The sequence below is a fragment of the Paenibacillus sp. FSL H8-0280 genome (assembly GCF_045040665.1).
In the GTDB taxonomy this organism is placed as follows: Bacteria; Bacillota; Bacilli; order Paenibacillales; family Paenibacillaceae; genus Paenibacillus; species Paenibacillus xylanexedens_A.
Window position 1 is genome coordinate 6,835,987 of record NZ_CP150296.1, and the last position, 22,468, is coordinate 6,858,454.

Annotated in this window: 17 protein-coding genes; 3 read left to right on the forward strand and 14 right to left on the reverse strand. The window is 46.8% G+C overall.

The window, feature by feature from the left end; genetic code table 11:
* Positions 1–71 precede the first annotated feature (71 nt).
* Positions 72–686 carry a flavin reductase family protein gene (locus tag MHI12_RS29775; protein ID WP_405171105.1) on the reverse strand — a complete coding sequence of 205 codons (615 nt, stop codon included), beginning with the start codon at positions 684–686 and terminating at the stop codon, positions 72–74.
* 148 nt (positions 687–834) lie between these two features.
* On the opposite strand from MHI12_RS29775, the gene MHI12_RS29780 reads away from it, so the two are divergent.
* Entirely contained in the window at positions 835–1,191 is a 357-nt protein-coding gene (locus MHI12_RS29780; RefSeq protein WP_405171106.1) for a winged helix-turn-helix transcriptional regulator, read from the forward strand.
* A gap of 70 nt (positions 1,192–1,261) precedes the next feature.
* Here MHI12_RS29780 and MHI12_RS29785 read toward each other — a convergent pair whose 3' ends face one another.
* The 5 genes from MHI12_RS29785 to MHI12_RS29805 all read right to left on the reverse strand — a co-directional run bounded on the left by MHI12_RS29785 (position 1,262) and on the right by MHI12_RS29805 (position 13,567).
* Positions 1,262–8,329 carry an InlB B-repeat-containing protein gene (locus MHI12_RS29785; protein WP_405171107.1) on the reverse strand — a complete coding sequence of 2,356 codons (7,068 nt, stop codon included), beginning with the start codon at positions 8,327–8,329 and terminating at the stop codon, positions 1,262–1,264.
* Positions 8,330–8,701: 372 nt separating this feature from the next.
* A complete protein-coding gene (gene minD, locus MHI12_RS29790) occupies positions 8,702–9,508 on the reverse strand; it encodes a septum site-determining protein MinD (protein WP_405171108.1) in 807 nt (268 codons plus the stop codon).
* Positions 9,509–9,917: 409 nt separating this feature from the next.
* Entirely contained in the window at positions 9,918–10,616 is a 699-nt protein-coding gene (locus MHI12_RS29795) for a response regulator transcription factor (protein WP_036671783.1), read from the reverse strand.
* 4 nt (positions 10,617–10,620) lie between these two features.
* Complete coding sequence (locus tag MHI12_RS29800; protein WP_405171109.1) at positions 10,621–12,762, reverse strand: ATP-binding protein; 2,142 nt, start codon at positions 12,760–12,762, stop codon at positions 10,621–10,623.
* 259 nt (positions 12,763–13,021) lie between these two features.
* Complete coding sequence (locus MHI12_RS29805) at positions 13,022–13,567, reverse strand: hypothetical protein (RefSeq protein ID WP_405171110.1); 546 nt, start codon at positions 13,565–13,567, stop codon at positions 13,022–13,024.
* Between the two features lie 85 nt (positions 13,568–13,652).
* Here MHI12_RS29805 and MHI12_RS29810 point away from each other — a divergent pair, with 85 nt between their 5' ends.
* Positions 13,653–14,513 carry a GNAT family N-acetyltransferase gene (locus MHI12_RS29810; protein ID WP_405171111.1) on the forward strand — a complete coding sequence of 287 codons (861 nt, stop codon included), beginning with the start codon at positions 13,653–13,655 and terminating at the stop codon, positions 14,511–14,513.
* Between the two features lie 51 nt (positions 14,514–14,564).
* Here MHI12_RS29810 and MHI12_RS29815 read toward each other — a convergent pair whose 3' ends face one another.
* The 4 genes from MHI12_RS29815 to MHI12_RS29830 all read right to left on the reverse strand — a co-directional run bounded on the left by MHI12_RS29815 (position 14,565) and on the right by MHI12_RS29830 (position 17,727).
* Positions 14,565–15,110, reverse strand: a complete 546-nt coding sequence (locus tag MHI12_RS29815; protein ID WP_405171112.1) for a hypothetical protein — start codon at positions 15,108–15,110, stop codon at positions 14,565–14,567.
* 184 nt (positions 15,111–15,294) lie between these two features.
* Positions 15,295–15,564: a CD3324 family protein gene (locus tag MHI12_RS29820; protein WP_405171113.1), complete on the reverse strand. Its 270-nt coding sequence runs from the start codon at positions 15,562–15,564 to the stop codon at positions 15,295–15,297.
* A gap of 267 nt (positions 15,565–15,831) precedes the next feature.
* Entirely contained in the window at positions 15,832–16,758 is a 927-nt protein-coding gene (locus MHI12_RS29825) for an oxidoreductase (protein WP_405171114.1), read from the reverse strand.
* 60 nt (positions 16,759–16,818) lie between these two features.
* The gene (locus MHI12_RS29830) at positions 16,819–17,727 is read right to left on the reverse strand and encodes a helix-turn-helix transcriptional regulator (protein WP_405171115.1); all 909 of its coding nucleotides are present in this window, start codon (positions 17,725–17,727) and stop codon (positions 16,819–16,821) included.
* A 69-nt stretch (positions 17,728–17,796) separates the two neighbouring features.
* Between MHI12_RS29830 and MHI12_RS29835 the strand changes: the two genes are divergently transcribed.
* Positions 17,797–18,363 carry a dihydrofolate reductase family protein gene (locus MHI12_RS29835; protein WP_405171116.1) on the forward strand — a complete coding sequence of 189 codons (567 nt, stop codon included), beginning with the start codon at positions 17,797–17,799 and terminating at the stop codon, positions 18,361–18,363.
* 118 nt (positions 18,364–18,481) lie between these two features.
* Here the strand turns inward: MHI12_RS29835 and MHI12_RS29840 are convergent, their stop codons facing one another.
* The 4 genes from MHI12_RS29840 to MHI12_RS29855 form a co-directional block, all read right to left on the reverse strand.
* The gene (locus tag MHI12_RS29840) at positions 18,482–19,606 is read right to left on the reverse strand and encodes an SGNH/GDSL hydrolase family protein (RefSeq protein WP_405171117.1); all 1,125 of its coding nucleotides are present in this window, start codon (positions 19,604–19,606) and stop codon (positions 18,482–18,484) included.
* Between the two features lie 64 nt (positions 19,607–19,670).
* Complete coding sequence (locus MHI12_RS29845; protein WP_036611747.1) at positions 19,671–20,039, reverse strand: DUF4180 domain-containing protein; 369 nt, start codon at positions 20,037–20,039, stop codon at positions 19,671–19,673.
* An 86-nt stretch (positions 20,040–20,125) separates the two neighbouring features.
* Positions 20,126–21,019, reverse strand: coding sequence for a response regulator (locus MHI12_RS29850; RefSeq protein WP_405171118.1), 894 nt, complete (start codon positions 21,017–21,019; stop codon positions 20,126–20,128).
* Positions 20,991–22,310: a sensor histidine kinase gene (locus MHI12_RS29855; protein WP_405171119.1), complete on the reverse strand. Its 1,320-nt coding sequence runs from the start codon at positions 22,308–22,310 to the stop codon at positions 20,991–20,993. The genes MHI12_RS29850 and MHI12_RS29855 overlap by 29 nt, the downstream gene beginning before the upstream one ends.
* Between the last annotated feature and the right edge of the window lie 158 nt (positions 22,311–22,468).

The window sequence follows — 22,468 nt, forward strand, 5'->3', positions numbered from 1 at the left end:
TTCAGGGTTCACAACTGAAGAAGCGGTTCTTTCTGCTGCACCATTTCAGATATAGATGACGTAACCCCATCTCAGACTGAAAATGCAGGTTTAATTAGAGCGTAATCGCCAGCCAGACTGGCTAGTGGCTGCCAGCTCTCTATCGCTATTTTATAATGACCAGCATATGCCTCTGCGTCCACTCGCACGTGCTCTACTTTTCCAAGAACCAGATGATCTGTACCCACTTCAATGATACGATCCAGTGTAAGTTCAAAAGCAATCGGAGATTCGAGCACGGAAGGTATATCTACACATATGCCTGCTTTGGGTGTAACCCCCGCCAGTTCAAACTCATTCTCGTCCGATGCTACATCAGCAGATGATCGCTGCATCGAATCCACCAGTGAAGCCGGGACCATATTGATAACGAATTCCTCCGTCTCTCGAATATTGAGGAGTGTATCCTTCACTGTTCCTTCTCTCTCACCTACACCGGGTCCAATGGATAGGAGCAGAGTCGCCGGATTGCGTGAAGCAACGGTAAAAAAACTGAATGGAGCGAGGTTAAGCACACCCTCCTTGCTTCGCGTAGAGACCCAAGCAATTGGCCGCGGCACCACGGAACCGATCATCAATTTATACATTTCATCGATGGTGATATCACCTGTTGCAAACTCAAATACATTGTCTTTTGCCAATGACACTCCCTCCTTTCTACTCTTTCCCTGAGCAGCTCCTTCGGTTTACAAAGCCCCACGGGAAACATATAGTTGGTATAAGAATATACACTTGTTCACCACAAAAAAAGTACGCACTTTGAAGTGCGTACCTGCATAAAGGAGCTTATTCGTAATGGATAACCCGAGTAAAAACCCAGCGGAAACACTCACCCCATTCGACTACACCCTGTCCATTATCGGCGGAAAGTGGAAGATGAAGATCATGTATCAACTTGCCTTTCATGGAGTCACACGTTACGGCGAACTCAAAAGACGTGTATCCGGGATCACGTACAAGGTATTAACCTCTCAATTGAACGATTTGGAACGTGAAGGTGTGATACAAAGAGTTGAGTATGATCAGACCCCGCCCAAAGTGGAGTATTCCTTAACCCCCCGAGGCAAGAGTCTGATGCCCATTCTGGAGGAAATCTGCAAATGGGGTGTGCATAACGTGCCGGAGACGCAAACGCTGCATGAATTACAGTAAATTACGGAATATATGCAAAAAAGCCTACTCCGATGGGAGTAGGCTCTTCTGCCAGTCTGATCTATCCAAGTTATTTGAAATTAGGATCAAACTTCATCACGTTCATTTTACCTTGTTCCTTATAACTCACATAGATGTTATCGATGCTGTCTATGGTGATGTCTAGCTGAAGAACATCACCAGCGGAGAATCCGGCAGACCCTACGGGTCTCCAATCCAAATTCTCGTATTTCATCACAGTCACCCTGTTGCCATTTGCAGCATCTCGATAAGCAACGTAAGGCGTGCCTTCGCTGTCAAAGGCCATATCCATGCTTACTTCTTGAGATGAACCCACCGAGAATCCGGGAGTGCTCACCTTTTCCCATGCTGTATCTTCTGACGAAGTGGAGTGCGGATATTTCCACATTTCAACACCATTGGAACTGCTAAGATAGATCATATAAGGTACGCCAGATGGATCAAGCGCGGATGCAGCATCCATATTCGGAGTTATTTGATATGGATATAATTTAGGATCCAATTGTTTCCATGACCCATCTACCAGGCTATATCCTGTTGCCACAGGGGTACTAGATGACCTGAATGGAGCAAATAAATACATGCCGTTGTTTGGTAATGGTGCGAGGAAGGCTCTTAGACCTGCGAATGCCTGTAATCTCGCTTCTTGTATCCGTCCCCTATCGCTATAATACCTCCATGACATGAGCATTGACGGTTCCGCAGCATTACCGACTAAAGCACCTCTAAACATCAGAAAAGGATTATCATCCTTATCAAAGGTAATGAAGAAGCTGTCTTGAACTGTATCCACTTTTCTGCTCGTCTTACCATCATTCCAACTGAAGTCAGAGACAGTAGATACTGCTCTCCACCACTTATGTTCATCATTATAATTTTTAAAGCTTACTTTACCTGAGCTATTTTTATAAGCAACATAAAGCTTGTCCTTACTGTCTATTCCGAGCGATATAGCTGAGCTCCCCAATCCTCCCGCTTTTTCAAGATCGCTTTGATTGCCAAAGGACTGCCACTTGCCTCCCTTATATTGCATCACAAATACTTCGTAATTGTCCTTTATATAAGCCACGTAAGGAGTCCCTTGACTGTCGAAAATGACATTGGACTTACTATTCAATTCCAACAAGTCACCTACTTGCAGCCACGATGTCATGGTCCACTTCGCGTACAGGGTGATGTTTGACGTCACCGGCGTCATGAAGTCGTAGACGATCTCCAGCTCGGGATCGCTGTACCAACCTTCAAATCGATACCCTGCCCACTTCAGTGCAGCAGGTGCCACAGCTTTGTCGCCAGTAACCACCGTCTGACTACCTACTGCTGCCCCACCGTTACTGTCAAAGTCCACCGTGCGGCTGTTAAATGTCCACTTCGCGTACAACGTGAGGTTACCCATCACCGATGTCGTGAAGCTGTAGGCTTCATTCAGTCCAGCGTCACTGTACCAACCGTTGAACGTGTAACCATCCCTCGTCGGTACGGCAGGCTCCGTAGCATTACCGCCGGTTTGCATATTCTGTTCAGCCACCAGTGATCCGCCGTTACTGTTGAAGGTGACCGTATATATAGCCGTCCACTTCGCGTACAGCGTAAGGTTATTCATCACAGGTGTCATGAAGCTGTAAGATTCATTCAGACCAGCATCGCTATACCAGCCTTCAAATACATGCCCTGCACGGGTCGGTGCGTCAGGAACTGTTGCCGTGTCACCTTCACTCACGGACAGACTGCTCACCGACGATCCGTTGTTACTGTTGAAGCTCACTGTGTAGCTGTTCTTTGTCCACTTCGCGTACAGCATCACATTCGCCATTACACCTTCTGTGAAACCATAAGGTATCATCAATTCGCTATCGCTATACCAGCCGTCGAACGTATACCCTTCCAGCATCGGAGCGCCAGGAGCAGTAGCCACGGCACCTTCATTCACAGTCTGTTCTGTGACCAACGATCCGCCGTTACTCTCGAAATTTACAGTGTAAGTATTCGGTACATATACCGTCCACTTCGCGTACAATGTCAGGTCTCCCGTTACCACCATAGTCGTGAAATTGTAGGCGTTCATTAGCTCACTATCGCTGTACCAGCCGCTAAACACATAGCCGTCTTTCGTCGGAGGGGCAGGAGCCATAGCCTTGACGCCTTCATTCACTGTTTGGGCATCTACTACCGACCCTTCATTACTCTCGAAGCTTATCGTGTAAGGGATCAGCCACTTCGCATACAGTGTGAGATCCGCCGTCACCGCTGCAGCGAAGTCGTAAGCATTCGTCAACGTGTTATCACTGTACCAACCGCCGAATACATAACCATCTTTCGTCGGTTCAGTCGGCGTACTAATCGTGGCGCCAAACCCTACAGTCTGAGCCGGCACTTCTTCGGACCCACCGTTACTGTCGAAATTTACAGTGTAGTCGTTAATTGCCCACTGAGCGGTAAACTGGACATCTTCAGCAGGCATCGTGGTCGGAGGCGTTGGCGACCAACCCGTAAAGCTATATCCCTGCCATGTCGGAGCGCCTAGACGCAACAGCATCGTCGCTCCGAAAGGAACATTATCCGTTTTATTTGTTGCCCCAGAACCGTTATAATCAACCGTCATTTGGTATACATCACGCTTATAATATACCTTCAACGCCGTTTTGCCGTTGCTCGTGATTAGATCCGTCAGTACCGAAATGCTGTCGTCCCGCACGAAGCCATCATAGGATCTCGGCTTGACATCCGCCAAATTCGCCTCGGTACCCGTAACTCCACGATACGATTCCGTATCTGCAACCGTATAGGTGTCACTTCCGATATTTTGCAGCAAGTACACGACCTGATAAGGCGTACCCTCTCTCCCCGTCCACTTCGCTGTATACGTAGTATCCTCAATCGGCATTGTACTTGGAGCTTCTGGCGACCAACCGGCAAACGTATATCCCTGCCTTGTCGGCACAGGTATACGAGCAGCAATGTTCTTGCCAACGGCTTCCGTTAGCGAGATTTGGGGCGCACCGGCATAACCCCCAGCGAAGGTCATCTTTCGATTCTCCGGATAGTAATTAACTCTTACGACTGTCGAGCCGTCTCCCTTGATTAATACGCCGCTTACCGTTCCGGTCGCATAGCCCTGTTCCTTAAACCTGTCGGAGCTGATTCGAATCTCTGTGTCCGTTGTTCCAGTCCTATTTTCAGTATCCACAGGCGGAGCCTGTATTCTGCTGTTCGGGTCTAGCACATAATACTCAACCGTATACGGCGTATTCTTGTTCGCAATCCAGTGCGCGTACAGTTTCCGATCCTCCGCAGCCATTCGGTTCGGAATCGTGATCTTCGTGCCGCCGGAAGCGGCCGTATACCAGCCGTCAAAGGTGTATCCTGGATATACCGGGGTGACCACGCTGATTGGCGCGTTATAAGGAGCCGCCACAACCTGGGTCACTCCGCTGTTCTGTGGATCCAGCTGAAGGATGTAGTCACCCACTCTGGCAAGCCAGCTTAACTGAATCGTACGCTTGAGTGGCTCGGACATGAACGACGCCGGTGCCCCCTTCCAGGTGATAACCAGATTGCCATCACTCACCTGAATGTTCTTGTCCACCACTTCAATCATCCCGTTTGCTGCGTCATACTTGAAGTTTGGATTGTCCACCTGAATATCGAAATTCGAGCGATTATACGCCTGTTCATCCGTATCGCCTGTCTTCAAATCAAAGGTATTCATCGTGACCCACAACTCCGGTACAGCGATGGATGACGCAGAACCCGCCATGTTCACTTTGAGCGACTTATCCTGTGGATAGGCGAAGTCGTAGACGTTCTGTTCTTCTCCAATCGTATACAGTGGCCACTCTTCATCGACCAGCTCCACTCCACCTGAGAGCGCTCCATCTCCTAATTGAGCGCCGAGTTCGACCTCCAAATAGATGCCAATCTCGACGAACAGGGCACCTAAAGACTTCGTGGTCTTCACCCCGCTAATATTTTTCAATTGATAATAAAAATAGCCCCACAGATTCACATACACACCGGGTTCTACAGCAAGCCCGATACTATTCAACTTGACGCTTCCAACCCCCGCTTTGACCTCCATATGAATACCAGCTCGTAAACCGATCGTCCCCATCACATAGAAGGTAAATTGGTAATCTCCGTCTCCCGGCAAGCTGACCGTATTGCTCGAACCACTGAAACTCAATACGCGCAAGCTAACCGAGTAGCGCTTGGCCATCTTATAGTAGAAATCTGCCCCCACCGTCAGGTTCACCTGGGCGCTGACCACAAACTCCGCTTCAAATTTGACTTCCACAATACCTAAAGCCACGCGTACGCTCTTTTCAAAGAGTTCTTTCTTGATTAACGGAACCCACTCCGTGTCTTGCTCCAACATCTCTTGATACTTTTCCTTCAACGATTCCGCATCTACGGCAGTATCCTGCACACCCGCCATTACCGCTTTAATCTGTGTCGCAATGTCCTGAACCTTGCCCAACCTGCCAGCGTTCTTCTCGCCCACCCAGTCATTCACTGCATCATTTAACTTATCGTGTTCAACGAGAGCTATCTCTGCCGTGATGTTCATTCCGGTATAGCTATAAGCATCCAGATTCGCCGTAATTACATAATCATCAATGTTGTACCAGTAAGGAATCCCCCACTTTTTCAGCCAGTGCCCTTTCATATCCCCATTGATACCGAGGTCTAGGCTCATCTCCTGCACGAATGTACCCGTCATATGGATGACAAGATCGCTGTCTTCATTGATATTGACAACAATATCGGCACCCACTTGTAATGTAGCGCTTACGCCTGAGGTTCGGCCGTCAATATTCTTCAGCCTCGTGCCGAGTGAAGCAACAACGGTCAGCTTCTCCACACTTACCCGGCTCCCTTTACCGGACGCTAGGGAGGACTGAGCCTTGATCTGCTGAATTTCCTTTGTCTCCATGGCGATGTCAGACAGATAATCCGCGGCTTCATTGACGAATCCGCTGTCTCTCGCTTGCTGCTCAATTTGCTCTTCGAGCTGTGCAATCTGTTCTTCCGAAAACAGATCATCGCCGTCAATTGCTTGCTTCTGATAGATGTTGAAGGCATTTTCAATATCTTCAATGGTGGCATCTTCATACGTAATTACGTCCATCTCCGCCTCAGACGTAATCGATGTAATACGTCCATAACCCATGATCTCAATACCTTCTTGATCGAATTGTCCATCATAAAAACCAATAAAGTCGCCCACATCAACAGTGGTCAGCTCATCCAAACCGAAGGGCTTGTACAGGCTGTCACTGTAGTTCATGGCAGTGTGCTCAACCGTGATGGAATGGTTATTGGGAATTCCATCCTTATCTGCTTCTATGCTCACCGGTAGAACATCCGGCTTGAACAACACTTGATTGGCATCTGCGTGATCATAAGTGTAGACACTTCCATCTACCGCCGTGATCTGGACATAGGCCACATCACCATCGTCTTCACCAGTCGTTTCGACTGTGCGCAGTTCGGGACTAACTCCCTCATAGATGGCTACGGTATCACCGACTTGAATTACCGTGCCAGTGCTTCCGGTGTACTTGAACGTTCCACTACTCGCATTCACTTCGGCGAGTGCATTTTCGCCACCTACCGTCGTAGTAACGACTGAAATCTCGGGCGATTCGACATCTGCTCCATTGATCACCATATCCGTGACATCCGTGAACGGAATGTAGATCATGTTCGGATTGAGTGGAATATTCATGACTTCTTTTTTAGCAACGCTAAATACATAAATACTTGTCGTCGCGTCTTGGCCTTGGAAGGACAAACTGTCATCCGTCAACGTAAGTTGATATGTGTTACCTTCAACGAACTTGCCGTTTTCGGCTGCTGACGATACCGTGAAAACTCCGTTCCCGCCAGAGACGGTAACCCCTTCGAATTCGGGATTCGCCGTATCCACGAAGGTCATCCTCTCTTTGACCTGGGATTCCGTTAGACTGCCTGATGAATCCTGCACCTTAATGGTGAAGTTCGGCGCGACATCCAGTACCGAATAGCTTGGTACGCTCTGTACGGCACGATCTATGCTATCGGTATACTTCGCATACAACTTCGTATCCGCAGTCAAGGTAGTGCCACTTGCGAAGATAAGTGAAAGATCACTATCCGCAAACCACCCTTGGAATATATATCCTTCTTTTGTTGGAGCAGGTAGATTATTTAGCACCTGGCCTTTTCGTACCGTCTGCGCAGAAATCACCGTGCCTCCGTTGCTCTCAAACGTGAGCGTATACGCAGTGGAACCCGTGCCTGGGTTACCTCCGTTATCTCCAGGCGTTCCGCCACCACTATTACCGCCGGATGTTGGTGTCACCGGCGATGTCGGTGTTGGTGTTGAAGTAGGCGTCACCGGCGTTTGATTCTGATTTTTCCACGCCTCTACAACCGCGTTGTTGCGCATGAAGAGAACTGCAGCTTCCGCGCGAGTCGCTTGCGCACGCGGATTGAAGTTGCCCTTGGCGTCCCCGGTGAACACACCGGCTTGCCACAGCTTGATGACCGCGTCAGCCGCCCAAGACGATACATCCCCGAGATCGCCCGGCTCTGTCGTGACCGGATTCTCGGTCTGATAAGGGATCTGTTCGCTTTCGAAATACCGCAACGTCATCGTCGCCATTTGCTCCCGAGATACGGTAGCATCCGGCGAATATTTCCGATCCCCCGTGCCATCGGTAATTCCCTTCTTAACCGCCCATTCGACATATGGCGCATACCAGCTGCCCGCCTGTACATCGGCAAAGCTCGAAGTGGAGTACGCCCCGGCATCGACTCCGGCCATCCGTCCAAGTGCCGTTACATACATGGCACGTGTCATTGTCCCCTTAGGAGAGAAGCTACTCGCGTTCGTTCCGCTGAATATGCCCTTCTCCTGCACATGGACGACTGCATCATAGAACCAGTCGGTGGGATTCACATCCTGGAATCCACTGGATGTGGTTACTTTTGTCATCTGCATCGGTAGTTCAGCCGCTACTGCCGATTGCGCTGGTAATAGGGGCACGGCAGAAACTACTAAGCTGATCACCAGCATCCACATCAGGATCTGCCGGCTCACCTTCCATCCCTGTCTTACTTTCTTCACTTTCATTCATCCCTTCTATGTATAGATCAAACTAAAAAGACCATCCAAAATTCGACTTCTTTAAGGTACGATAATGCCAACTTTACAGATTGAATTCGTTCACCGACCTTCCTGATCAGTCGCAGTCGAATTGTGACACCGACACAGCAAATTATGTCGTTTTTTCTTCCGTATTTTATCATGCGAGATAGGGGCGCTTGTGAATTATAAAGAAAACTTTAAGTAAGCAACTACTCGCAAGTGAGGACATCAATGACATCAAAAAATAGCGGCGTAGGGAAGGTAACTCCCACACCACTCTTTCATGAATTCTTTAGCTCGTCTGCAATCCATTCCAGATGATTCTCTTCTCAACGATTCATCTACCAGAATCGACTATTACGAACTGCTCTTCCCCCAACGCAGTCTTGGAGGAAGTGAAAAAACACTAATATGCCTCTTGGGTTTCAATGAGATAAAAGGCTCCTGCTGATTCTTCGCCACATTGTGGGCGATATGCCTGAAGCGCAGCCCGCTTTCGAACTCGGGATTAAGCGCAATCGGGATGCCCTTATGTACGGAACGTATAATTTCTACATCGGCATGGATCACGCCAATCACACCGATATTGAGAATATCGATCATATCCTGCATCTTTACCGTTGCCGAACGGGCTTCCTGTCCGTCGGCCATATTAATGATGAGCTGTGGCGGAGCCGGAATCATATCTTCTAATAATCCGATTACGCGATCCGCGTCCTGAAGCGAAGTACGATGAGGCGTAGTAACGACAATAGCTTCATCTGCTGCCAAAGCCGCATTCCAGAATCCATTTTCAATGCCTGCCGGCGAATCGATCAGCACATAATCATAGCCCCGGGCTATTTGCTGTACAACCTCGCCAAAAACTTGCGGATCATCGTGATGCACCGCGTCGTTACTACAGGAGATAAAGGACAAGGTACTGATTCGCTTATCTTTGACGATCACTTGATGTAAAGCACATTGACCCGTCAGAAAATCAGAAATATGATACCTTACCCTATTACTCAAACCAAGCGGAATATCCAGATTTCTCAATCCAAAATCAGCATCGATCAGGCAAACGTTGCTCCCCGATAAGGCAAGGGCAGTCCCGAGATTAGCCGTGACCGTTGTCTTGCCAACTCCACCTTTCCCTGATGTGATACATATAACTCGTGCCATCGGAGCCACTTCCTTCTCTTCAAGTACTAATGCGGGACAGCAAGACAACCATTTCTTCACGTATTACGTTTGATCCGGCTTGAATGTAACGTCCTCGTAGCTAATAATCAGGTACAATTTGATGAAATATGTCGTTATATCGACCACAGTGATTTTATCATGATGGATTATCCTACTTGAGAAACCTAAAGAAAACTTTAAACCCGTGCGTATTGGATCGTTTAATTCTTCGGAGAGATGGCACATCATTTTGACGAGGATGGAAAAGCGCAGACTGGTGTTGAGGAATTCAATATCTTGAGTCGATTATGAAGCTTAGTGGAAAAAACAAAAAATGGGCCAATAGCGTCAGGTACTGCTCCAACGCCATTTTCCCATTTATAATAGACTACCACCCTTACTGCTATATTCATGCTTGTGACGTACTGTTAGAAACCAGCATATATCCGCTCCCCCGAACCGTAATGATTCGCTCGGGGTCGGCAGGGTCAGACTCAATTTTTTTGCGTAAATTACTGATATGTACAGCAACCGTTCTTGTATCCTCCAGACTTTCCATTCCCCAGATGATTTGAAACAACGTATCAACACTGACGACACGATTTACGTTTTGTGCCATATAGGACAGCAGACTGAATTCTTTTTTCGATAAAGAGATAGATGTACTCCCCATGTTGACAGACTGCGTGTAGAAATCCAGTGTCAAACCCGGTAACTCCAGCAGTTGTTCCCTTCTACCCGTCGACACTCTGCGAAGGTGAGCCTTGATCTTGGCCATGAGCACTCCCGGACTGAACGGCTTGGTCACATAATCGTCCCCACCATAGGATAATGCGCTAATTTTTATTTCGTCTTCCTCTTGACTGCTCAGAAACACAATGGGCGCACTGGTGAGATTACGCGCATTCCTGCACCAGTCAATACCGTTTTCATTAGCCAGCAATATATCCAGTATAATTAAATCCGGCTCAAACGATGCAAGCAGCTCCATCGCTTCTGACCCGCTATGACTGCAGGTGGAGACAAATCCCTCCCTATCACAATACACCTGCACGATCTCGCATATATGAGGATCATCATCAACGATCATGATTTTGTGCGTGTCCATCTCATCACCCCTTTCCTTCAATCACCACACAAGGAAACGTTACATAAAATGTCGCCCCCATCTTGCCGTCGCTCTCCGCTCGAACCATGCCTCCGTGCGCTTGTACGATTTCCCTGCAAATTGCCAGCCCCAGTCCACTGCCCTCTATGCCCATTCCCGGCCGATCATATCTGTAATTACGTTCGAAGATTTGCTCAAGCTGATCGGGAGGAATTCCCATGCCAGAATCCTGTATGCTAATGACTGCATGGGGAGCATGATTCACTTCGTCCACAATTAGCGCAATACGTACCAGCCCTCCGCTGGCAGTGAACTTCATGGCGTTGGATACTAGATTAAATAAGGCCTGTTCTACTCTTTTCGCATCCATCTCGACAACAAGCACATTAGACCGTCTATCCTCAGTATCTCCGATATCCAGTATGAAATCTAATCCTGCGTCGCGCACTACCAACTCATATTGTTCAAAAAAACCATGCAAGAAAGGAATCATCTGAACCGGCTCCATACGGTACGAGACTTGTCCGGTCTCCAAATGAGACAAGAAGGACAACTCCTCGATCATACGGTTAATCCTTATCGTGTTCTCCCGGATGTACTTCAGATATTGCTCATTGCGTTCCGGCTTGACCCTGTCCTGTATAGCTTCTACATATCCAAGCATACTGGATAACGGCATACGCAGATCATGCGTAATATAAGCAAGAAGCTTCTTCCTCCCTTGCTCGGAGTGAAGCAGTCGGTCATACGAGGTTTGTAGATCATCATGTACTATAGATAAAGCCTGTGTTCGCTCCTGAACGGTCTGTTCCAGATTCATATTCATTTCAATCAACTTGTCATTAACGTACTGTAATTCACGTGTAATTCTCTCTTCGTTAGATGCCGTCCTCGTAGATCGCGAAGACAGCAAAATCAGCTGCGCGATCGTAAATATCAATAAGCCAAGCGGAGATGTATTTCCAACTAGCGACCATCCGTTAAAATACAAAAAATCGTTGACAACCGTGACCAAAGTAACCACCGACACCAGCAGGAAGATCAGCGCTCCCTCCATACGTCGCACAGCCGCCTGAACCAGCCCGATCATCAGATAGACCATATGTAGAACAACCATAACACCGATCATCAGCAGAAATTTCGTATATATAATTGCAGGGGTTACCACCACAAGGATACAGAATGCACCAGTTACGATCCGGGTGCCAAGACGAAACCATCGCGACACATAATTCGGAAAAATACAATCAAAATACATGGTGATGATATAACCGCTGAGGCAAAGAATCAGATATTCGATCTTGAACTGCAATTCCCAAGGAAAATGAGGCAACCATTGTGTAAAGATAAGCTCGCCGTTGAACAAGGATCGAATACCAAGCAGTACAGTAAACAGGCCAAAATATAACGGAGCTTTATCCTTACGTCGCAGCATGAACAACAGCAGATTATACAAACCGATCACTAGCAAACTTGCCGTGATGAACATATCCCTGGCAAGATTCAGATTGGTCTTGGTCGTTAGTACGTCACTGCCACCCAGCTCGATATTCTTGGTAATGCCGCCCCGATGATGTTGGAAGTTGGAGACTTGCATGACCAGCTCTAACGTGTCGCTTTCAGGCTGAAAATACACCAGCTTTGTTTCCAGTTGCGGGGTCATGCTGTGCTTGTCCTGACCAACCTCACCAACTTCTGCCAGAAGCTCGCCATTGACCCATAATTTGTACGCATTAAAAATGCTAGGCAGCCGCAGAGCAAGCATCTCATCTCGATCCTCCTCGCTTAGATGAACGACCAGTCCAAAGGTTGCATAGCCTGTACCGCTCAGCCGCTGACCTTCTAACGGGTAGCCCAGCCAAGAGCTTGGAATGTTAATCCAGTGGTCCTGATTTCCTTCCCTTGCCGAACGAACCCGCATATCCTCAGGCGACAGCAGTTCTTGCCAATAGAACGCCCACTTTCCTGTTAATTTTTGCGGATTCGTACTAAGTTGAGCCTGCGTTAAATCCAGAATACCTTCTTCACTTTGGAGCCCAGGAGAGTCCGACGAAGAGAGGACGACGTAGCCTGTAACCAAACCAATAACAGCAGCAATGATATACAACCAAACCTTACGAGAACCGACTCGGAGAATCTCCCTCATGATGAACCCAACCCCATTCTACAAGAGCGCAATAAGTAAGTTGATCATCCAAATAATATCATCAATACAGGAGAATGTACCCTGCAAATTTCTAGCAGGTGTCGATAGCTAACATCGCGATGAGACCCTTTTGACGACGCGCGCTTAGCTGGGTAGGCAACCACAAAAAAGTACGCACTTTGAAGTGCGTACTGATATGAAGGAGCTTATTTAATTCGAGCACAATCGCCATGTGCCAAAATCACAGACACTTCATGAACTATAGAGAACTATTGATGATGTCTGCAAATGCATCCCTATTGTACGTATCATCCTGAATGCGCCATTCTCCCTGATCCTGCAAAAAGGTGATATCACCCGATAACGGAATGGACTTGAACTCCTTGCCGTTCTCGTCTGTAAATTTCAGATCTAGCGTATACTCCACCAGAATCCAGTCGCTCTTGTTATCTTTGATCTTGGTTTGTATATTTTCAGGATGCAGTTTCGCTTGTTCGATGTGTGCAACCTGAAGAGGCAAGACAATATATCGATTAGCCATGTAAGCCTCATAATTCCTGGAGGTCAGGAACGGCTTCATCGTCTCTCCTTTGGCCAATAACCCTTCCATCTCTAACGTATCCTCATAGTCCTTGCCATCCACAGTGAGTTCTGTTGTCTTATACTCCAGTGACATTTCGAGCGCTTGTTGCTGGTGGAGTGACGGGTGACACCCAGTGAAATACATCCATTGGGTGTCATCTTTATCATAGATTGTGTTATAGTCATCGGGAAGTGATTTGGAGGAGATAATGATGATGATCAAAATTACAACTGGACCAACTCTCGAAGGATAGCGCCTGCGGGTCCAATAACTGCGTGTTTCCTTCAACAATGAAGGTGTGAAAGCTATGTCAACTTATCAAGTCGTTCCTATGATCTATGATTCCAAGGAACAGATTGAAGCTATTATTTTACTCGAACAACAATGTAAACAGCTTGATTCCATTCATCTGAAAGCAGACCTTGACCATATTAGCAAAAAAGACGGAGACCATGCACTCCTCTGTTATCGCCACGGTGATTTGGCAGGACTCCTCAGTTGGTATCCATCCGACGGCGTAACGGGGAATATTAATGCCATCGTACACCCAGATTTTCGTCGCCAAGGTGTATTCAGCAGCCTACTGAACAGGGCCATCCTGGATATGAAACCACAGGGAATCAACCAACTCAGTTATCGCGTTCCTCAGGGCTTATCTCCGGGTGTTCATACTGCCCAATCCCTTGGAGCCATTTATGATCGTGCGGAGTACTCGATGCAACTTGTGAATGAGGTTCTTTCGGTTGTGGAACCACCTGAACTAACGTTGTCCGTGGCAGAAGCTGAGGATATGGAGTTTATGGTCACTTGCTCCTCCCAAGCCTTTGGAGATTCGGAGGACTGGACACGCGGGTACTTTATGCAAACAAATGAACCCAGCCGAGTCACCTATATTGCATGGCAAAATCAACTGCCTGTTGGGCTGGTACGGGTCAACTCTATTAATGCAACAACCGCATTTATTCATAACTTCTGTATCTTGCCTGCTTATCAGGGACAGAAATTGGGGCGCACTGCGCTTACCATCCTGGTTGATCTCCTAAGGAAACAAAGTTACACAGATATCCGCTTATCCGTTGTTACCGAGAACAAACGTGCTTTGAATCTGTACCGCAGTGTTGGTTTTGAAGTGAATTCTGAGTATCACTATTTCAACGGAAGTTTATAAAAGGCAAAGGAGAGAGAGTTCGTTTTCCTCATTGGGAGACGGTCTCTCTTTTTATATATTGGAGAATTGAAAAATCAATTTATAACCATCGAACGTTTGCCCGTACATCTCCCGATAGTTACCTTTGGTATAATTATTCACTGTTTTCCGCCAGAAAGATTGGCCAATCTTATTTTTCTCCGATGGATTGGTGAACAACTCCCAGTTTCCTATAAACATTCCGAAGATCGTCGATGCCGCGTGTTCAGCAACGCCTACACCTCGAAACGGCTGCATCAGAAAGAAGTCATGTACAAAGAAATCCGTGCCTTGTGAACAATATGGCGGAGTAGCTATGAACGCAAATCCTGCCGGTATACCATCCACAATCATCAGGAACGGATAAAGACACTCCGGTTTTTCCCACCATATGTTCTGGACGTTATACTGATCCTGCAAAGTTATATAATCAGGACTTGGCTCAAAAATGCCATGTTCGTTCGGGGTATGCTCTCCACCCAGACCATAATGTCCAGATAGGTCATGAAGGTATAGCGGGTACATATTTTTAATCACATACGCCTCGTCTTTATTCGTTAATTTCACTTCTATATTCATATTCACCAACCTTACCAGATGATTTAAGGAGTTAATTCATGAACTCTCAACGCATATCCTTGTACCGTCAAATGAATTGTACGCGTAATTAACAACCTCGAATATGTAAAAAAGCTTTAATAACCATTCTTTATTCTTACAGGAAAAAGCCACATTCGATTGTTCGAACATGGCTTCTATAGTTTCATCCCTTTTTGCAATACACAATTTTCTTGATGCTATCAATGGATAAACAGTATTGGTCCGCAAGCTGATCGATGGTTATTCCGGCAGCAAAAAGCTGGCGGATCTCGTCGTTCCGCTCCCGGACAATCCTTCTGCCACCCGAATTCTCGCCCCACTTCTTGTGGGCATCCTTGGGCCTCGGAATATAGATCAGGCCACCAGAGATATGACGCTGTATTTCTTTGAGTAATTCTTCCGGGAAGATTGTATCCGCATTAATATATTTCACGTTGCTCCACTCCTTAAAAGTTAAAATCTTTAAGGCAGCAGAGTCGTACAATGAACACATTGGATATGCACTACAATGATATGGCGGAAAAGAATTTCAAGCTCTATGCAAACAACCGCCGTTGTTCACCACATGGACTCTGCATAGAGCGGGTCGTTAAATTTATTATGAATCGAATCATGGTAGCCCCCCATTCAATCATATTCGTGCTGAAGAATTTTCAACTATCCATACCATAATAAGGTTTATTTTCCTTCATGGCAAAATCTACACATTAAATCTGTAATATACCCCTGTTAATTCTTCTGATACGCTCCATAGCTTGTTTGAAATGTTAGCGTCATATAATTTTTCGATGATCTTAGCGCTCTTGGGATAGCCCTTAGTGCCGCCCATACCGCTGGGAGCAATATACTCCCCTCCCGTGATCGTCGGATCTGCTGCAGCATATAAGGTAGGTAATGCCCCCATATGTGCCGGTTGACTAATGATTTTCAAAAGACTGCGCATGAATATATTGGCCTGTTTCCCCGAACCGAAGGAAAATAGATTGGTATGCGAAATCCCTGGATGAGCGGCGATACTCATAGAATCAATATGGGCGGAATTAAATTTATTCTGCAACTCTCTCGCAAACATCAGATTGGCTAGCTTGCTTTGACTGTAGAACTTCATGGGATTATATCCTCTGGAGCCATCTAAATTATTAAAATCAATCGCACCATTATGAGCTGCCATACTACTTACAGTGACAACTCTCGATTTCGGAGTAGAGATCAATCGAGGCAATAGTAGACCCGTAAGCGCAAAATGGCCTAGATGATTACTACCAAACTGTAATTCAAAGCCATCTTTCGTCAACTGGAATGGAGGGTTCATAATTCCTGCATTATTAACGAGAATGGACAAAGAATCGTATTGCTCAAGAAAAGCGGCTGCGAACTTACGGATACTAGCTAAATCGCTAAGGTCGAGCTGCATAACGATTACCTCTCCAGCTACATGCACAGACGACTTTATTTTATTAGCTGCCTCTTTACCTTTTTCCAGATTACGAACTGCAAGGATAACTTTTGCGCCTTTTTCAGCCAACGCTAATGCCGTTTCATACCCTAACCCGCCGTTCGAACCTGTCACAATCACTACTTTATCGGATACAGTCGGGATGATGTCTTTAGTCCAAACTTCGCTCATTTGTCTACACACCTTTCCTATCTCTTCCTTGATACCCTAATATCCAGCGTTTGAAAGCTCTTATCCCCCACCATACTGACTTAAACTCCGTTCCAGCATCCCTCTAACCTGCTGTTGCAGTTCGAGCGGAGACACCACCTTCACTTCCGGCCCATAGGAGAGTAACTTTCGCGCTGTAAAAGAAAACTCCTCAGGCGGAACCAGTCCGCGCCATTCGTTATCTTGAACCGACTTGAATAACACATCTGACGCAGCAATCCTCGCTCCAAATTCCGTGAAATGCAGCACCACTTCTTCGCTTGCTCTATCTTCTTTGGCATCTAGCCATTCCTTTAGACTTGGAACAGATTCATCCACCGATTCCATAACAGCCAACTGCTGCATGCGATCCACCCGATACAACAATACCCGATCCCTATTTCGGGCTGGCATGTACCAATGTCCCTGCTCATAGTAGATGCCATAGGGAAAGACCTGGACTTTTTTACGCCCATTGCGGGCATGATACATAAATTCGATTTCTCTCTTTTCTACCGCTGCACTCAATATCTCGGTTGTTAAAGGCTCGGCATGCCCACCGGGGTGCTGGACAAAGGTGATATGCTCTCTCATTCGCATAATCAGATCCTGTACATCTTCGGGCAAAGTAGAAAAGTATTGTTCAGCCAGATGCTCACGCATCGATCCATACGGAAAATCCGGGACTTGCTGTAGGTATTCCAGCATCATAAACAGCCCTAATGCCTCCTGCTGTGTGAGTTGAAGAGGTGGCAAAATCCGATTGGGCAGCACCCGATATCCCCCGTTCACACCAACTTCGGTGTACAAAGGAAAACCCAGCGCCTGCAATGCATCCAGGTCACGCTGGATCGTACGAACCGAAACGTCGAAACGTTCTGCCAGTTCCCGGGCAGTAAACTTCTGTCTGGAATCCATCAGTCGCATGATAGCCAGTTTTCGATGATTCATATGTTCAACATCCTAACTACGTCAACTTTTGTCATAGTTTAAGTGTATCATACATTTTAGAAGGGAGCGATGAACATGTCTAATAACAAAACAATTTTGTACATTGCTATGAGTTTAGATGGATATATTGCAAGACTGGATGGTTCGGTAGATTGGTTATTTGATGTGGAGGGTGACGGAGGAGATAACGGGTATGCCGCCTTCTATCAGACGATCGGTAGCCTTGTTATGGGACGTCATACGTATGAAGAGGTGCTCACACTTTCTGAAGAATTCCCCTATGCGGATCGGCCAACATATGTGCTTTCTCGCTCAGAACAGCCGCCCGCTCCGCATGTACAGTTTACAACCGAGACGGTAGATACGCTCATTCCCCGGTTAAAGCAAACTTCTGATGGAGATGTGTGGATTGTGGGTGGCGGTATATTGGTTCAAGCTGTGTTAGCCAAAAAATTACTGGATGAGATTGAGGTTGCCATCATTCCCAAAATTCTTGGTGAAGGCATCCCCTTATTCCCGGCAGGCACGGTGCCAAGTCAATTTAAAATGCTCCGAACACAGACGCTCGGACAGATCATTTCGATCCGTTATGAGGTACAAAACAGCGACACAACGGATAAACCCTCGAATGCCTAGATAAGTAGAAAAGGAAAAAGACCACTCTTATGATAAAGGGACCTCATAAAGTTAGACACCATCTAACCATTGGGGTACATTTCATGAAAGAGTGGTCTTTCCAATACCATGTATCCAGTTATCCTATCAGTCCTCGTACATATTCCGCTAACACCTCTGCCGTCCTACGGTGAGATAACTCGCCTGGATGGGTGCGCGCACCTACCGTCTCTTCGGTTGTATCCGGAAGCTGGATGATTGAGACCTTAGGATCTCCTGTCCCCTTCGTATACGCATCAACCGCGCGGTAGATGGCAGGCATCATGGGAAAACCAAGCATGCCATAAGCCCATACGAGTTGTGCATCCGGATTGTTTTTCCGAAGTTTGAACAGGAACTGTTCCACCCCTTTCTCAAAAGCAGTCAGATCTTCTTCATGATACGTACCATCTTCATTCAAACGCTGCTTGTACACCTTGCCCGTGTCGGGGTCTTTCCACTCCGGTGACTGAAATGCCCCCCCATCATTGCTACCCAGATTCACGACCACCACTTCCGGTTGCCACGAACCAAAATCATACTGATCTCCTGCGCCTAGCGCACCGTTACGCTCACCAGTAAGCAATCCACAGACCTGCTCGTAATACTCGGGGATGTTCCCCTTTGGATTGTTATCCCAACTTGTCAGCACACCCCAGCCACTTTGCGAGATGACCCGATACTCCGCATTCAATGCCTCTGCTGTCATAAACGTATAATTATGTATGGCGCTGAACCACATCGGAATCCAATCTTCCTCCGCTTTCGCTCCAATTGCACCTTCGCCAGATGTAATACTGTCACCAATGAACTCGATCTTGTACGGTTTTTCCTGCACAGGCAGGAACGCTCCATCCGATTTCACCGCATGAATCTGCAAGGCACAACCCGGGTCACCACTCATCGCTTGAACATCTTTGACGATCCGTACATTCTTCACCACATCTGCGTTCATACCTCGGAATACACAGACCCAATACCTTCCAGCCGTTAACATCTGTCTGCTCACCGGAACACCGTTGATCAGAATGCTGATCCATGACTCATACATGTCATACTGTGACTCTACCTCAACCCATAGTTCGGAGCCCCGTACATTGAGTTCAACTGCACTCCCCGTCCAAAATAACGTCAACGGCGATCGCTCTCCAGTTGTTCTGCCATGCACTTTAAGATTTCCGATCTCAGGCAGAGCATATACCTTTAAATTCTCATTAGATATCACGGTGCAAACCTCCTACGTTTGGCTCAAATTATAAGCAGGCTCTCTACATGCCTCGGATGTACGCTTAACTGATATTATGCAACTTTTGAAGCGCTTCCTCTTTGTTTTTCAAAAAGAAAACATGTTTGCCATTGTTGCACTCATAGATGAAATCTCTCAGGCTCTTGCTGTTATGTCCTTCGAAATCTCCCACAATAGCAAGCTTAACATGATAGTTCACATACTTCTGCAAAATCTCGCCTGCAAGCTTGGTTTTCAGTTCGAAGAACTCTTCCGTGATGTTCGATTTGTCGATAATGAGTTTATCAGCATCATCGCTATACCTTACCGAAGCCATCAAATCCAGTGCATCTTGAGCATTATTGATGACGATGCCATCACTTTCAATAATGGCGACCTTGGAATTGCCTTGTTGATCAATAGTTATGTTCATTTCACTTTCTCCTCTTCTGGACATCGGCTTTGGGTTAAGAGATAACATATCTCAGCTAATATTTAGTTATTTAGTTATTTAGTTATTTAGTTATTCATCTTTTCAATCGTCTCCATGTAGAACACATGCAGGAATTTTTTGATATTAACCTTGCCTTTGTCGCCTGCCTGCTCTTCTTCCATGGCTCTCATCTTCATTCTAACATCCTGGAAGTCGAAGTAGAGGGGAGCATAATGTTCAAACTTATGGTTGCTATAATCGGTGAGTCCAATCGAGGCCATGTTTGTTAACGCGGCAATTACCGTTCTGCGAATGCGCTGTTCCATCGCCTTGCTCTCTTTCTCCACATCTTTGGGCGTAGACTTGTAAGTTTGGGCCACCGCTTCATAGGACTCCTTCAGTGGCGGCCACTCCGCGACCTGCTTCTGATCAATCGCATACTCCATGAGAGCCACAATATCCTTGCTACCACTTTCTCCGATGATCCCCAGATCCATCAGAATGCTTCTTGCCGCATCTCGCACCGTCCGACCTTGGGCAGGGGCCGGCGCTTCCACCAGATTCAATCGAGCCATCGACTGCTTGATCTCCAGCACGTAACGTTCGTACTTCCACTGTTCATTCACTTTGCTGAGCACATGCTCCACTTCCACCCGATTAATCGGTTTATGAATGAAGAATTCAATTCCGTTCTGGTAGGCCGCCCCCACCATCTCCTTGTTCTCCACCTGAGAGATCATAATGAATTTCCCGGTATATCCGCTCTGCCTCAGCTTCGCTACCGTCTCAATTCCGTCCTGATCCGGCATCAGCAGATCAATCAGCACCACATCGGGACGCAGATCCATGATCATCCGTGCTCCTTCTATGCCGCCCTCAGCCATGCCCGCAAGCTCGCCGATACCACAGGATTCGATGATATCATGCAGCATGCTCCGGCTCACCACATCATCATCCACGATCATGATAGAAAGTGTCATCGACATCGCCCCCCTTGATTAGATTCATTTTGGGAATAGTTATAGCAAATGTTGTCCCTGTCTCTCCCGGAGGCGCCGACTCTACCTTAATTTGTCCCGCCAACGACTGAACGATATCACGTACATGGGACAGGCCAATACCCGTCGCGGCAATGCCAACTTCATTGAATTTTGTTGTATAGCCCGGTTCGAAGATAACATCCCGTTTGGCTTCAGGTACGCCTTTTCCATTATCCATCACGACGAAATGCACGTCATCTTCTTGCTCATATACATGAATTCGGACCGTCCCGTCATACTCAATCGCCTCTACCGCATTGGCAATCAGGTTATTCATTACCGTGAGAAGAGGAATGTAATACGGAGACTCACAATCATACTGTTGCTCAATATCGATCTCGACCTGCTTATGCAGCATTTCGCTATATTTTCGGTTTGCTTTGCTGGCAAAGTTCAGCACTTCGGACAAGCTCATGTTAACCGCTTTTTCATTATCATACAGCTTCAGCAGACCCGCGAGAATGCGTTGTGAATCCTTCTTCACTTCATGAATCTGCTGAGCAATACCCAGCGTGCGCTGACTATATTGATTCATGTCCTGCTCCCGGAGATCACGATATAGATCATAGCTGTCAGCTGTAATGCCTTCGATCGTATTCATCGCTTTCTTCAGGTAAAAGACCTCGCCATACAGACCCGAGTTCACACTCAGCATCTGCTCCATTCGCTTCTCCTGCTCTGCATGTAATAGCCTCATCTGCCTCACCGCAATGCTGTTATATAGCCCAATCACAAAGTAACTTCGCAGACCACCTACCACAAGCAGATACAACCATTCCTTCATATAAAAGATATTGGTCCCGCTTAACATTCCGCGAAAAAGCAGCTCAACAAGATTAGAGGAGAAATCGATACATGTAATTAACCCGCCGAGCAGAAGAGGCTGCATCTCATGGAATCGATGCTTGAACTTGCTAAGCCCATAGGCAAAGACCACATAATACACACCTGCCCCCAGGTTGTCCCGCATGCTTTCCAGTATGGAGACGGTCTGTACATGATTGATGAGATCTACCGACTGAAACAGCAAATTCGCGATGCCTGTCAGAATTCCTGTCTTCACATAAGACAGGTGTGGCATGATCATCAGCAGAAATAAAAGGATGCTAACCCCCAGCCCGATTCTGAAGTAATCTTCCCGGAACGGATTGATCTTGAATTGCGCCCCTACCGCAGTGGTAAAGGCAATGGCCGTCATCTGCACATTCTCATTTTTGACCCAATTGCGCATCGATCTTTTCACCCACTATAACAACGTTTAGCGCCCAATGCCGGAATCCGCGCTTCTAATGTTAAATATACTAACATATGAAAGAAGCATTAGAAATAATTAAAATTAGGGAATGAACACGCAAGCAGAACAAAAAGGCCGGAAGTTTTCACTTCTGC